Source organism: Roseburia inulinivorans DSM 16841, from assembly GCF_000174195.1.
Lineage (GTDB): Bacteria > Bacillota > Clostridia > Lachnospirales > Lachnospiraceae > Roseburia > Roseburia inulinivorans.
On sequence record NZ_ACFY01000022.1, the window covers coordinates 24495 to 39553 of the forward strand.

At 44.4% G+C, this 15059-nt stretch carries 9 protein-coding genes and 1 pseudogene; 1 reads left to right on the forward strand and 9 read right to left on the reverse strand.

Annotated features, from left to right (window positions below; all coding sequences use genetic code 11):
- Positions 1-14: 14 nt before the first annotated feature.
- From ROSEINA2194_RS02115 to ROSEINA2194_RS02155, 9 genes and pseudogenes are all read right to left on the reverse strand, one after another.
- Complete coding sequence (locus tag ROSEINA2194_RS02115) at positions 15-2717, reverse strand: translation factor GTPase family protein (protein WP_007882802.1); 2703 nt, start codon at positions 2715-2717, stop codon at positions 15-17.
- Positions 2718-3154: 437 nt separating this feature from the next.
- On the reverse strand, positions 3155-3898 hold the full coding sequence (locus ROSEINA2194_RS02120; RefSeq protein WP_044926949.1) for a cell wall hydrolase: 744 nt from the start codon (positions 3896-3898) through the stop codon (positions 3155-3157).
- A 319-nt stretch (positions 3899-4217) separates the two neighbouring features.
- Positions 4218-5726, reverse strand: a complete 1509-nt coding sequence (locus ROSEINA2194_RS02125) for an ATP-binding protein (protein WP_007882812.1) — start codon at positions 5724-5726, stop codon at positions 4218-4220.
- Positions 5716-7053, reverse strand: coding sequence for a vWA domain-containing protein (locus tag ROSEINA2194_RS02130; protein ID WP_007882814.1), 1338 nt, complete (start codon positions 7051-7053; stop codon positions 5716-5718). Before ROSEINA2194_RS02130 ends, ROSEINA2194_RS02125 begins: the two co-directional genes overlap by 11 nt.
- A gap of 270 nt (positions 7054-7323) precedes the next feature.
- Positions 7324-8430, reverse strand: a complete 1107-nt coding sequence (locus ROSEINA2194_RS02135; RefSeq protein ID WP_007882820.1) for a leucine-rich repeat protein — start codon at positions 8428-8430, stop codon at positions 7324-7326.
- Positions 8431-8469: 39 nt separating this feature from the next.
- Entirely contained in the window at positions 8470-9816 is a 1347-nt protein-coding gene (locus tag ROSEINA2194_RS02140; RefSeq protein WP_007882821.1) for an MATE family efflux transporter, read from the reverse strand.
- 4 nt (positions 9817-9820) lie between these two features.
- Entirely contained in the window at positions 9821-11185 is a 1365-nt protein-coding gene (locus tag ROSEINA2194_RS23420; RefSeq protein ID WP_021924190.1) for an MATE family efflux transporter, read from the reverse strand.
- Positions 11186-11343: 158 nt separating this feature from the next.
- Positions 11344-12937: pseudogene (gene hcp / locus ROSEINA2194_RS23425) on the reverse strand (hydroxylamine reductase).
- A 158-nt stretch (positions 12938-13095) separates the two neighbouring features.
- Complete coding sequence (locus tag ROSEINA2194_RS02155) at positions 13096-14400, reverse strand: methyl-accepting chemotaxis protein (RefSeq protein WP_007882823.1); 1305 nt, start codon at positions 14398-14400, stop codon at positions 13096-13098.
- A 163-nt stretch (positions 14401-14563) separates the two neighbouring features.
- Between ROSEINA2194_RS02155 and ROSEINA2194_RS02160 the strand changes: the two genes are divergently transcribed.
- A partial coding sequence (locus ROSEINA2194_RS02160) for an HAD family hydrolase (protein WP_007882825.1) occupies positions 14564-15059 on the forward strand: 496 nt, incomplete at its 3' end.

The window sequence follows — 15059 nt, forward strand, 5'->3', positions numbered from 1 at the left end:
CGTTTTTATGAATTTTACAATTGTATTTTCTCATCGGTTAATTGTTTCAGTGCATCTCCCAGAATGTGATTGGATGATTTTTCCCTCATTCCGTCGATTGCTTCCCGAAGCGTCTGGTTTGCTGCCTCTACCTCACGCTCAAACTCTCTTGCAGAGAGCAGATGACAGCCCTGCCCGGTGATGATGATCTGCTCAAGACCATCCGAAGTCGCCACGGTCACATGGTATTTTCTTCCATTTTCATGTGCAAACTTTTCAATATAAGCATCGGCAGTCTCTGCTTCTTTTGTATACACGACATGGATATTATGGTGATCGAACATTTCCGTCTGATGTCCTTTTACGCGGTACGCATCAAACACCACGATCAGATTGCATTTTTTTGTGCCCTGATAATTGCACAAAATGTCTAAAAGCTTTCCTCTTGCTCCGTCGATATTGACTGCTGCAAGCTCTTTTAAGCTCTCCCATGCAAAAATGATATTATAACCGTCCACCAGCAGATATTCCTCTTTGGAAACTGCCTTTACAGGTGCATAGCGCGGCGCATTGTCTCCCGAGATCACTTTTTTCGTGGTCCGCCACTGCTTTGTCGCTCCCTTCTCATGCTTATTTGCATGATAGGTGCGTGCTAAGATCGCGTCAATCTCCTCAATGTCGATCCAGTGATCCGGATCGTAGGTTTTTGTCTTTTTACCGGAAGGTGCTTCCTCCTGCTGCTCTTTCTTTTTTAACAGCCTGCCCTCCACATGCATGTGATCCGGCACTTCATTCCATGGAACGATAAATCCTGCTCCGTGCGCACAGAAAACAGAATCCGCCGGGTGCGAAAGATCCCGCTCCGGATCATAACCGGTCTGTGCGACCACCTCTTCCGTGTTGTGACATGGGTAATATCCCGCAAACCGGAACGTTACTTTTCCAAGCCCTTTCGTGTAGACAGTCACTTCCTTCTGGTAATTTGCCATGCACACCACCGGAGCAATGCCGCGCAGAACCTGTGCTTCGCCCTCCTGATAAGGACCTTCAAACTTTCCATGCATCTTTTCAACATCCGTCATAGCACGTCCTACCATATTCTGCGGAACAGCTATGTGAAATTCATAATACGGCTCCAGCAGCACAGACTGCGCCTGTTTTAAGCCCTGACGCACTGCCCGGTAAGTCGCCTGTCTGAAATCGCCGCCCTCCGTGTGTTTCGTGTGTGCCCTTCCACCGATCACTGTGATTTTCATATCTGTAATCACCGAACCGGTCAACACTCCGATATGCTCCCGCTCTTTTAAATGTGTCACGATCAACCGCTGCCAGTTTTTATCCAGCACATCCTCACTGCAGTCTGTGTCGATCACAATACCGCTTCCCGGTTCCAGCGGCTCTAACAAAAGATGTACTTCCGCATAATGTCTGAGCGGTTCAAAATGTCCCACGCCCTCCACTGTATCTGCGATTGTTTCCTTGTATACAATCTTGCCCGGGCCAAATGACACATCCACGCCAAAACGCTCTGCAATCATACTTTTTAAAATTTCCGTCTGAACCTCGCCCATAATCTGGATCTGGATCTCCTGAAGCTTTTCGTTCCATACAATATGTAATTCCGGCTCTTCCTCCTCGATCTGGCGCAATTTTGGCAGCATGACTGCCGGCTCCACGCCCTCCGGGAGAATCAGACGGAAATGCAGTACCGGCTCTAATACCGGTGTTTCTCCCTGCGCTTCTATTCCAAATCCCTGTCCCGGATATGTGTGGTCTAATCCGGTCACGGCGCACACCATTCCGGCATCCGCTTCATTGATCAGCTCATATTTGGTTCCGGAATAAATGCGGATCTGGTTCACTTTCTGTTCCCACACTTCTTCACCAAACCGCACATGATCTGCATTCGAAAGCAGCGCTTTCACTTTTAACGTTCCTCCGGTCACTTTCAGATAGGTCAGCCGGCTGCCTGCCTCATCTCTCGCGATTTTAAAAACTTTCATGCCAAATCCATCCGGATATTCCGGTGCCAGCGTATATCGGTCAAACCCCTGTAAAAATGTATCCACGCCGGCATTCCGAAGCGCAGAACCAAAAAAGCACGGAAATATCTTTCGCTGCACGATCATTTCCCTGATTTGTTCACCGGCAATCCTTCCGGTCTCTAAAAAACTTTCCATCGCAGTCTCATCTTCCATGGCAATTTCTTCCATAATAGTACTACTTTTCTCGTTTTCCTGTGCTTCTTCTTCTGTTCCTGCGCCAAGTTCCGTGAAATCAATGCATCCGTCCGACAACTGTTTTTTTAACTCCAAAAGAATTGCCGCTCTGTCGGTTCCCGGCTGATCCATTTTATTGATAAAAAGAAATACCGGGATCTCATACCGTTTTAAAAGCCGCCAGAGTGTCTGTGTATGAGTCTGCACTCCGTCAGATGCGCTGATGACAAGCACGGCGTAATCAAGCACCATCAGCGTCCGCTCCATCTCTGCCGAAAAATCCACATGTCCCGGTGTGTCCAAAAGTGTCATTTTCGTGTCACCAAATTGTAATTCTGCCTGCTTTGAAAAAATCGTGATGCCACGTTTCTTCTCCATCGCATCCGTGTCTAAAAATGTATCGCCGTTGTCGACGCGCCCTATTTTTTTAATGCTTCCACTGCTATATAAAAGTGCTTCTGACAATGTGGTCTTGCCGGCGTCCACATGTGCCAGGATTCCTGCTATCATTTGTTTCATGATTATTTTTTCCTTAGATTTTGAAGATTGCTGCAAAACTCGAATTCAGGCTGTGAAGATTTTGAAGCATCAACAAGATCAACGAAGACACACTTGCGTTACGTGTCGCTCGCAACGGTACTAAGAAGTCAGATCCTGCATTTCATTTCTGATAACTCAGAATGAAATACAGAATCTGACTTCTAAGGACCGGCGGCTCCCCAGTGTCTTCTTTTGCTCTTGTCGATGTTTCAAAATTTATTCCACACTTTCTACGAGTTTTGCAACAATCAATTTATTTTACTGAAAAAATGATTCATGGGTTTGCTGCCCTTTTTGAATCATTTACGATTCCTATTCTAGCATATTTTCTGAAAACAGAAAAGGGACAGTCGCACGAATTACTTCGCATGCTCTGTCCCTTCTCTGTTTTGCTTCATTATTCTGTTTCTTCTATATTAATAACAAAAATAATGACAGCAGATTTTTACATCAAGATTCGATGTGAGCGGATAAGTTGAAAAATTCATTGTATCATTTCTTAATAGGTCTGTATTTCCATTTAATACATTATAAATAGACTGGTACTCTGTCTCTGTCGGATGCGCTTTATCCCGTCTTTTCCAGGAAACAAACTGAACCGGATTGTTCTGGCTCAGCACATCATATAATGTATCTGGATACAAATCGGATGCCATGCGGTTTAACACCACCTCGACAACCGCTTCCTGCCCCTCGACAGGTTCGCCGTTTGCTTCCAACCACACGATTTTGGCCAGCAAATCGATCTCTTCATCGGTCAGACTGATGTTCCAACGATTGTTGTATGTCGGAGCCTGCGAAGTTCCAGAAACTTCCTCCACCTGACCACTCTCACTTACTTCTGTATTTGTTTCAACTGATCCGTCTGTCTCTTCTTCTAAATTACTTTCTGAATCATTTGAAGTTGTCACTAAAACAACATCTTTCTTTTCAACACCTGTTTTTTCATCTGATTCTGTGGTAAATGAATTTGCGGAAATTGCAGCTGCCACACCGGCGGAAAATTGCATTTCTTCCGGCTCTGCCTCCTGATCCTGAAGCGGTACTGCCTCATTCTCAAGCTCTGCAACATATGCTGCCTCTTCCTGAATGTTGGACGTAACAATCAAGCACAATGCGAAAGCAAAAAGTAATGCTGCGTCCAATATTTTTTTTCTCATTTTTCTCCTTTCCTCAAGAATGATACATAACATAGTAAAACGACAGATAAACCAAAAATTTATCTGCCGCTTCATTACAAAACCCTATCATACTCAATTATTCCCAAAAGTCAAATTTCTCATTCAGGAACTGTGCTGAGAAAATTTCTTTGAATTTTACCATATATTTTTTTCATTTGTGTAAATAATCTACTAACGAGTCAGTTATAACTTTTTCGCGTTAAAGCAGAAACAGTCAGATATTACAATTATTGTGAGCTTTTCTGCTTATTTTTATGCAACTTCCATTAATTTTTCCCCAAAAAATCTGGAAACAGTCTTAATCTCTTGCGATCTCAGACAGAATTTCTGCGCGTTTTGTGCCGATCAGGAGCTGATTTTTATATGTTTCATAACGCTCTATGCGATGCTCACTTAAGAAGACCGCGATCTCCGGTGTGATCGTAAGTTCTGTCACAAAAACTACCATTTCCTGTCCATCCGAAAATGCCTGCTCCATAAATGTAAATGCATGTTCTAAGGTTTCAATCCCTTGATTTTCAAGGCTTTGCAGTTTTTCACACTGTGCGTCAAACGGCTCTTTTGCGAGCGCAAATAAAGCAGTTTCTTCTATATTAATTGTTTCCTCGGCTGCAATCTTTTTCGCACATTCCTTCAATTTTTCGTTCAGGCTGCGTGCACGGTCACTCTGTGCTTTTGAGACAAACTGCTGTTTCTCGTTCTGCTCATCTGACGCTGTTTTTTCTGCAAGAATCGTTTCAAAAATTCCTTTTGCCTGCAAAGAATTTTTTAATTTTTGACGGTATTCCTTCAAAAAATCATACCATACATCCGTGATCTCACGCTCTCTCTGTATCTGATAAAAGACATTTGAGACACCATCCAGCAGCAGATTGACCACCGAAAGCCTCTCATCAAACGCTGCCTGATCGATACGCGCATAGACGGAAGGCTTTACTTTTCCCTCCAAAATCTCTGCAATGCCATAATCGTCCTGATATTTTTTATACAGATCAAAGTAGGCAGACACATCCTCCGCCACATCTTCATGCCGCAGAAACTCATGAATGATCTCCTCGTCCACAGGAATTCCAAGTTCCTCGTAGACATCCATGAGATTGCTTAAATCCTCCCAGCCTCTGGCGGTCACAAACTGTAATCCGTCCACGTCCGCCTCCACGCGGTAAAAATTCTTCGGACGAAGTTCCAGATAGCTTAAAATTGCGCTGTTTAAACGTTTTTCTCTTGCATATTCCTTCCACACGCCAAGATCTGCCTCGATATTCATGCAGCGCACACGGTCTAACGTTACCATATCAAAATCTCTTACCGACTTGTTGTACTCCGGCGGATTTCCGGCTGCAGCAATGATCCATCCCTCCGGGACTGCCTGGTTGCCAAACGTTTTACACTGCAAAAATTGCAGCATGGTCGGCGCCAGCGTCTCAGAAACGCAGTTGATCTCGTCAATAAAAAGGATTCCCTCTTTCCTGCCGCCCTCCTCGATTTTGCGGTAGACACTCGCAATAATCTCGCTCATGGTGTACTCCGTCACAGAATATGTTTTTCCGTCGTACTGCTCCTCCTTAATAAACGGAAGTCCTACTGCGCTCTGCCTTGTGTGGTGGGTGATGGTATACGCCACAAGCCCGATCTCACACTCTCTGGCAATCTGCTCCATGATCTGTGTCTTTCCGATTCCCGGTGGTCCAATCAACAGAACCGGACGCTGTCTGACCGCCGGGATTTTATATTCGCCAAATGCATCTTTGCTCAGATATGCCTGCACGGTATGTTTGATTTCTTCTTTTGCCTGTTTAATGTTCATGGTTTCTCCTTGTCTCCTCTGCCAAAATATCCTCCTGTTCCACCCGGAGTCTCATTGCCCACGGTGGAACGGCACTCTCATCATAATCATCCAGAAACAGAAATGCGGTCTTATATTCCGGCCGTTTCTTCGGATAAATGCCCTTGCCATCCGTAAAATATAACAGCCCGCCAAGATTTTTCAACACGCCCTGCTCTAATAATTCGTTCACATAAGCAAAAGCCGGTCTGAAATCTGTTCCGCCGCCTCCTATAACGGTAAAACGATTTAAAAGCTGTTCGAGTTCGCGGCTGTTTTTTACCTCCTCATCCATGCGCACCTGATCGTCACACTGAATGATGCGTATTCTGCTTTTTGCAAAAAAACTGTTCTGTTCGGTCAGGATCGTATAGGTCTCTTTCAAAAAATTGTGGATGAGTTCTCCGCTGGTTGAATAACTCGTATCGACCACAATGACAAACTCCTGGATTTTTTTGACCTCCCGGCTCTCCACCGGCTCAATGAGCGGCATATTTCCGTAAAGCCGCAATCCATAAGTATAATAATTCAGGTCAAACTCATCGGGATCCGCATGCAGTTCCTCCCGCAGAACGGAAAATTTACGCAGAAAATCTGCATAACTTTGTCTGCTCTTCTCTGCCTTCAGCTGTACAGCAAGAATTTCTTCTCCATCCTCTGTCTCATCCCCTCTGGATTCCTTTTCCATGCGCGTCTGCCTTGCAATTTTATCCCATTGTTTTCTGGCGTCCTCATTTGCGGCATTTTTCTGTTCCTCCTTCGGCCAGTAACGATGGTCGTCCGTGTAAAATTCCTTTTGCAGTGCGATCAGTTCTGCCGGCTTTCTGCCACTTAGATAACGATAAATAACCGCCGCGGAGATCCCGCTCTTTAGCTGTTTTAGCTCTTCATAAACCGTTTGTCTCTGCCAGCTTAAGATCCGCCTCGTACTCGGTTTGTCCATCTGGTCGATCGTGTATTCCACCGCAATATCGCAGGCAAGATTCCATTTTTCCCGGTCTCTCTTTCCACCGATCCAGAGATGGAAAAAGATACAGTGCAGCACGCTGTGCAGGTATGCCCGGTCGAGATATTTTGGGTTGCCCTGAAACACCCTTAACACCTGCTCCGTGGAAAAATAAAGATATGTGCCGTCAGTCGCAAAGCTTCTGATATTCTCATCCGCCCGGTAAACAAGCGTGCCGAGTGCAATATCTAAAAAGCGCAGATCCATATATAGTTCACTTCGCACAAACTCCAGAACTTTCTTCGACATCTCTGCCTCCCACTCGCTCTGTGTCTGCTTATGTTTACTCCTAAACTGCTCCATGTCAGCTCCTTTATTGTTAAATTAATAATTTCAAAACTCCTCGTAATCTTTTTCGAATTGTTCAAAATTAACAAAAACATTCAAGACACGCTCTCGCTACGTGTCACTCGCAGCGGTACTAAGAAGTCAGATCCTGCATTTCATTTCTGATAAATCAGAATGAAATACAGAATCTGACTTCTAAGGACCGGCGGCTCCCCAGTGTCTTTCATGTCTTTTGTTAATTTTTCACAATTCAATTTACATTTGTATGAGTTTTGCAATTATATCTTAAAAATCCTGAAATGAATATCGGCTCTTCACATCCGCCGTTTTCTCTGGCTCTGCAAATAACTGCCGCTTCCACGCGATGAGGCTTGCCACGCCTTCCATCCATTCCTCGTGTGAAGCGATTGCAACGGCATCCTCTATCTGTTCTTTCCTGCCGTATCCTTTCTCAAAGAAGAAATGTAACGGTTTCAACTCTCTTTTCTTTAAAAGAATGGTTAAAACCTTCCCGGACTGTTCCCTCACATAAGCCTCATAAGCTGCCCTTGCCTCCGGCGACAGCCCACATGCAGTATATAAGCGGTTCCACGCCATCGGGATAAGCACCTCTGCGGACTCCTCCACGCACGCCTGTGGGAAAATCTCATCATAGGCATTCAGTAAAATGACACCCTCCTTAAAGCACTGTCTTGCGCGGAAGCCCTCTCCGGTAAGATTCAGTTCAAAAATATGCGCCGGTCCGATCTCATCGTAGCTCTCATAATATTCCGGATACATAAGAACTGCCTCTCTCTCTCCGTCCTCCTGTTCAAACGATACTTCCACCTGCCATTTGATCTGCGCGAGAAGCTGTTTTAGTCCGGTCGGCTCCTCTACCCCTGCACACATCCGTAAGCTTCGCAGATTCAGGCAATTCATAAACGCATCGCTTCCCACTTCCACAAGTTTTGGATAAACACTGATCCTTTTCATTTTCGTACAGTTATAAAACGCACAGCCTCCTATTTTCACAATGTCTGCCGGAAGTTGTACCTCTTTGATATATTTTTCCGATAATTCGTGCAGTTTTCCATCCTGTTCTATTGTTTCCAAAGAAATAATATTTTCTTCCTGTTCTGAGGAAATACGATCCTTTTTCTCTTTGTCTGTCAACACAGACAGACCGCTCTCCCACATACCTCCGCAGTACCTTGAATACCGGATCTCATTCTCCGGAAGCTTTCTTCTTGAAAAGCAATAATCGCCCAGTTCCCGCACGCATCTTCCATCGATAAATCCCGGCACTGTCACGACCGGCTGTTCTCCGAATACCCGAAGCAGACGGATTTCTCCTTCTGAAATTTTTTCCCATAAAAAAAGCAATTGTTCTGCCCTGTTTTCTTCCATCATTTTTCCCTGTCATTCATGTCCAATATCTTGTATATCCTTCTAGATCACAGCATTCTCTCCGTGCTTCAGGCGCCCATAACTGCGCACTAAAAGAGGCACTTCCGTAATCAGCATGGCAATCCATCCTGCCAGACACGCAAACGGGAATGTCTCTACCTTCATTGCAAAGCCAAACACAAAAACAAATGCTGCGAGCACACGCACGCCCATATTTACCATACTGCTGATGAGCGTGATCTTCAGATCTCCGATTCCCCGGAAATATCCCTGTATGCCATTCGTAACTGCCGGGAGCAGATACATAAATGAGATCAGTTTCAGATAAGTGACGCCCTCTTTTACAACATCTGTGTCTCTGACGAACAAACGCACAACCGGCTCTGCAAAAAAGAAGCACACCAGAAAAATGATCATTCCATAAACCAGTTCGATCTTCATACCGCCCCAGAATCCCTTTCGCACACGGTCTTTTTTTCCTGCTCCGCTGTTCTGCGCCATAAAAGACGTCATAGAGTGCGCAATATTCTGTTCCGGAAGGCACGCAAAATCATCAATGCGGTTCACGATCGTATACGCCGCCATCACGGAAACTCCCATTGTGTTGGCAATTGCCTGCACGCCGATTTTTCCAAGCTGCACGGTTCCCTGCTGCATCGCACTCGTCCATCCATAGAGGATCGTCTGTTTCAGCAGCGTTCCATCGAATACAAACCATGCTTTTCCAAGATTTAACTCCGGCACCTTTCTCTTAATGTAAATGATGCAAAGCATACAACACACCGCCTCGCTGACGACCGTTGCGACCGCACAGCCCATGCTGCCCCATCTGAGCACTGCCACGAAAAACAAATCCCCGATGATATTGAGCACCGAGCTTGCCACAAGAAAATAGAGCGGTGTCGTGCTGTCTCCCAGCGCCCGCAATGTGCATGCAAAAAAATTATAGATAAATGTAAAAATAAATCCCAAAAACACGATTCTCAGATAAGAAACTGCAAGCGGAAGCACTTCCTCCTGCACCCGGATCAGTAATAATAGCGGTCTGGCAAAAAGAATGCAAAACATCGTGACCGCAATGGAGAACACAATTCCTGCGATCATCGTCGTGCTGATCTGCCGCTTTAAAACATCCATTTTCTTTGCGCCGTACTGGGTCCCCATCAAAATGGAAGCCCCGATACACATGCCGTTCACAAACAAAATTGCAAGCGTCATTAATGGATTGCTTGTGCCGACCGCCGCCAATGCCTCTTTTCCCACAAGCTGACCGACGATAATGCTGTCCACCGAGTTATACATCAATTGAAAAATGTTTCCAAATAAAAGTGGTATCGTAAATTTTACAAGTAATGGAGTAATTTTCCCCTGTGTCAGATCTTTTGTCATATTCTTACGCCTTTGCCAGAATCTTTTTTATATTACATAAAAACAGTGTGGAAGCCACTGCAACCGAAATAAAGTCCGAAACAGGCTCTGCTAAAAACACTGCAAACACTTTGTTCTCAATGAACATCGGCATCAGATAGATCAGTGGGAGCAACAAGATGATTTTTCTTAAACATGCAATGAATAAGGAAAGTTTTGCCTGTCCAAGCGACATAAACGTCTGCTGGATTGCCATCTGGATTCCAAAGATACCGGTCATGCCCATATAAATCCGGGCAGCCCACGTCGTCATCTCATACAATTCCGGGGAACTGCTGTTGAACAGCTGTACAAAAACCCCCGGGAAACACTCTACAAACAGCCAGAATGCCATCGTGTAAATGAGACTTACCACGATCAAAATGCGAATCGTCTTTTTCACACGGTCAACCTTTGCCGCGCCATAGTTATAGCTGATAAGCGGTTGTGCGCCCTGTCCAAGCCCCTGCACCGGCATGAACTGTAACTGCATAATACTTGCAAGGATCGTCATCGCTCCCACTGCCACATCTCCGCCGTATTTCGACAGGGACGCATTAAATGCAATGTTTATAAGGCTCTCCGTAATATTCATGACAAATGATGCCAGACCAAGTCCCATGACCGGAAGAATGATCTGCGGCTGTACTTTTAAATATTCTTTTCGGATACGAAGTTTTGTCTGTTTTCCATTCAAAAAAGAAAACACCCACACGGCGGAAACTGCCTGTGAGAGAATCGTTGCAACGGCCGCGCCCTTTACGCCCATATGAAATGCAAAAATAAATAAAGGATCAAGAATGATATTGCAAATTGCTCCGATCAGAACTGTCTTCATACTGATCTTTGCAAATCCCTGTGTTGTGATAAACATATTCAATCCCAGCGTCATCATGACAAAAATACTCCCCGCCACATAGATCCGCATATATCCCAATGCAAATGGCAAGGTTTTCTCACTCGCGCCAAACATCCACAGAATCGGCTCCGCGACTGCTTCCAGAAAGATGGTCAGCACAACCGAGATTACGATCAGGCTTGTCACACTGTTTCCAAGAATACGCTCCGCTGTCTCATTGTCCCCTTTTCCCATATAAATTGCGGCTCTCGGTGCGCCACCGGAACCGATGAGCATTGCAAATGCCGTAACCATCATAAGTACCGGAAAACATAACCCGAGTCCGGTCAGTGCAATATCCCCCACCTCGCGGATATGTCCGATATAAATACGGTCAACCAAATTATATAGAAGGTTTACAAGCTGTGCGATAATTGTAGGCACCGCCAGTTTTATCATTAAACCGGGAATGCTGCCACTCCCAAGATTCTGTTTTTCTGTCTCTTTTTCCATAAAAATCTCCTCTTGTACTGTCAAATAAAACTTCCGCCTTATCTCTTTTGTGCAAAATCTGCCATCAGACACACGCAGAATAAGGCTGACACACTTTTCACAGTGCAACAGCCTTATTCTAGCACACTCTATGTTCGAATACAAATGGCAGACTTCAATCAGCCAAGTATTTTTTTCAGATCTTCCTCCGGGGTGCTGATCGGAGAAATCTGATAATTTTCTACCAGATAATTCAAAATATTCGGTGAAAGAAACGCCGGCAGAGTTGGTCCAAGATAAATATTTTTTAATACCAAGGTGTAACAACGTCAGTAAAATGCAGACTGCTTTCTGCTCATACCAGGACAATACCATGGAAAGTGGAAGTTCGTTCACGTTGCAGTCAAACGCTTCTGCGAGCGCAATTGCAACCTTGATTGCACTATAAGCATCGTTACACTGTCCCATATCCATAATTCTTGGAAGTCCGCCGATGGTTCCAAGATCAAGGTCATTAAAACGGTATTTTCCACAGGCAAGCGTGAGAATGACAGAATCCTTTGGTGTCTGTTTTACAAATTCCGTATAGTAGTTTCTTCCAACTCTTGCTCCATCACAGCCACCCACTAAGAAAAAGTGGCTGATTGCTCCGGATTTCACAGCATCGATCACCTGATCTGCAACTCCTAACACGGTTCCATGTCCAAAACCGGTCATGACCGTCTTACCGCCATTGATCCCTGTCATCTCACGGTCAGCTTCATAGCCGCCAAGTTCTAATGCTTTCTCAATGACCGGGGTAAAGTCTTTTTCTTCCCCTATGTGAACCATCTCAGGATAAGAAACCACCTCTGTCGTAAATACACGGTCTGCATAGCTTGGTTTTACCGGCATCAGACAGTTTGTTGTATAAAGGATTGGTGCCGGAAGATGATCAAATTCCTTCTGCTGGTTCTGCCATGCAGTTCCAAAATTTCCTTTTAAATGCGGATATTTCTTCAATTCCGGATAAGCATGTGCCGGGAGCATCTCTCCGTGGGTGTAAATATTGATTCCTTTATCCTTTGTCTGCTCTAATAACAGTTTCAGGTCATAAAGATCATGTCCAGTGATCACAATAAATGGGCCTTTTTCTACGGACAATGGAACTGTGGTTGGTGTCGGTGTCCCAAATGTCTCCGTGTTTGCCTTATCTAAAAGTTCCATACAGATCAGATTTTTCTCTCCCACTTCGAGTACGACCGGAAGCAGAAGATCCATATCCATGTCATAACCGATCACGGATAATGCGCGGTAAAAGAAGCTGTTCACTTCGTCCGAAGTGTAGCCCAACACCATCGCATGGTAAGCGTAAGCTGCCATACCACGGATTCCAAATAAAATCAGTGATTTTAAAGAGCGGATATCCTCATTGTCATTCCACAGATTGTTCATGTCATAATCGTCTGTGTTGCCACATGGATTCTGACAGGCACTGCAATCCGGTACAATTTTATTTTTCTCTGCTTTGACTTTTGCGATCATCTCTTTTAAAGTCTCATCATTGAAATTCACATTCGTGATCGTTGTAAATAAACCTTCGATGATAATACGGTCGGTATTTTCTGTTTTGGGATTATTTCCACAGGATTTTGCAAGACCGATCAATGCTCCGGTCAGTTCATCCTGTAATTTTGCTGTATTTGCAGATTTGCCACACACACCTGCATTTCCTGTACATCCACTGCATCCCGCAGTCTGTTCACACTGAAAACAAAACATTTTCTGTTCCATATTGTGTAATCTCCTTTTTATGAAATGTTGTAATGTAAAACGCTGATATACAGGGGGCTACCCCTGCACACCAGCGCTTGTTACGAGGTATGTACAGATTGTAATAAAAACATCGTTATTTTTCTGTTGTATTTACAACGCAATATTCATTTTATGCATTATTTGATTGGTAATATTTTCTTTCTGTCCTCTGTCTCATGCACATAACCGATCAGCTTATCAGATACTCCAACCACACGTTCTGTAGCTGCATTGCACTTGCTGACTGTGCTGTCTAACTCATTCATATGCTCGATCGTGATCTGTGCACTCTCCGCATTCTGAGCTGCAAATTCTTTCAGGGAAACCGTCTCCGTCTCAATGTTATCACTGTGATTCTTTAATTCTTCCACCTCAGAGCTGATGCCTTCGATCGCACTTCCGACCTGACCGATCTCACCGTTCAATATTGTAAAGATCTCCTTTGTCTGATCGATCTTCTCATTCTGGAGGCTGACTGCCTCGGATACCTTCTCAGTGATCTCCACGCTCACATTTGCCTTATCCATAAGGTCTGCTACAAGCTGGTTAATACGCTCCGTAGATTCTCTGGACTGATTTGCCAAAGTACGGATCTGCTCTGCAACAACGGCAAACCCTCTTCCGTGTTCCCCCGCTCTGGCTGCCTCAATACTTGCATTTAATGCAAGCAGGTTGGTCTGATTGGAAATATCTGCAATAATATCGGTAACTGTCTGGATCTGCTGGGCAGAATCATTGGTAAGCTTAGACTGCTCTCTTACATTCTCAATCGCTTCCCCATTCTTCTTACTGATGTCGATCAGTTCTCCCATAATATTTTCAGCAGACTCATTACATTCCTGCATCTTATCTGCACTTGCATTCAAGGCATCGACATTCTCGGAAATCATAGCGATCAGATCGCCGATCGCATCGATCTTCTCTTTCATATCTGCCGTCTGTGCTGCCTGCGTCACAGTGTTATCTGCGATCGTATGCGTTGAATCCTGTGTGATCTTCAAGGAATCTTCCATATCATGAAAGATATTATTAAAATCATCGGATACAGATTTTAATTCTTCTGTTGCTGTTTTGATACCGGAAATCACAGTTGCAAATGAACTGATGGAATCATGTACGGAACGCATCATCAATCCGATGTCGTCCTCACGCTCCATCAGCTTTTTCGCTTTTTCTCCGATCTTCGTCTGCTCCTGTTCATCTTCTGTTTTTCCCTGGGCTATTGTAAGAAACTGGTTCAGCAGTGATTTCACAACCCAGAATACGATCCCAAAAATCACAACACTGACCGCACTTACCAGCACAACTGCAATCAACGTGCTGATGATTCCATTCTTTAACATTTCCAATACAAGCACCTGCCATAAAACAATGACAAGCAACAATGCAAATATCGGTTTTAAGGCTTTCCCCCAGGCCACTTTACTGTTATCCTGCTCCATAATTATCCGAAACCTCCGTGTTCATCAAAGTTATACATATTTTACCATATTTTTCATGCTTATGGTATCCGAATTTACTGATTTTTCATATTTTCTTTGACTATTTCCAAGAAATACTATACAATGCAATCGTTTGAAATACGATGGAAAAGGAGAATCCCAAATGAAAAAAATAGCTTTTTTTGATATAGACGGAACTTTAACTTCCGAAATCGACGGTTCTATACCACAGAGTGCCATCACTGCGATACGAAAAGCCAGAGCAAACGGAAACCTGATGTTTTTAAATACCGGAAGATGTATCCAGAACGTGGAGCCACGCTTTCAGGAAGTCGGCTTTGACGGATTTGTCTGCGGATGCGGCACTGATATTTACTGCGGCGGAAAGAATCTTTTACATGTCACACAGTCCCATGAAATTACAATGGAACTGTTAAAAGCAGCAAGAGACACCAATGTGGACATTGTTTTCGAATCATCCACTGCGGTTGCTTATGATCCGGTCCGTCCGGTCATTCATCCGGATGCCGTGGCACAATATGACGCTTTCGTGAAACGCGGTTATACAATGCCAACGGATCTGGAGTCACCGGATTTTACCTGTGATAAATTTGTTATCTGGTTTCAGGACAAAGAGCAGCTGCAGGCTTTCCGAAAGA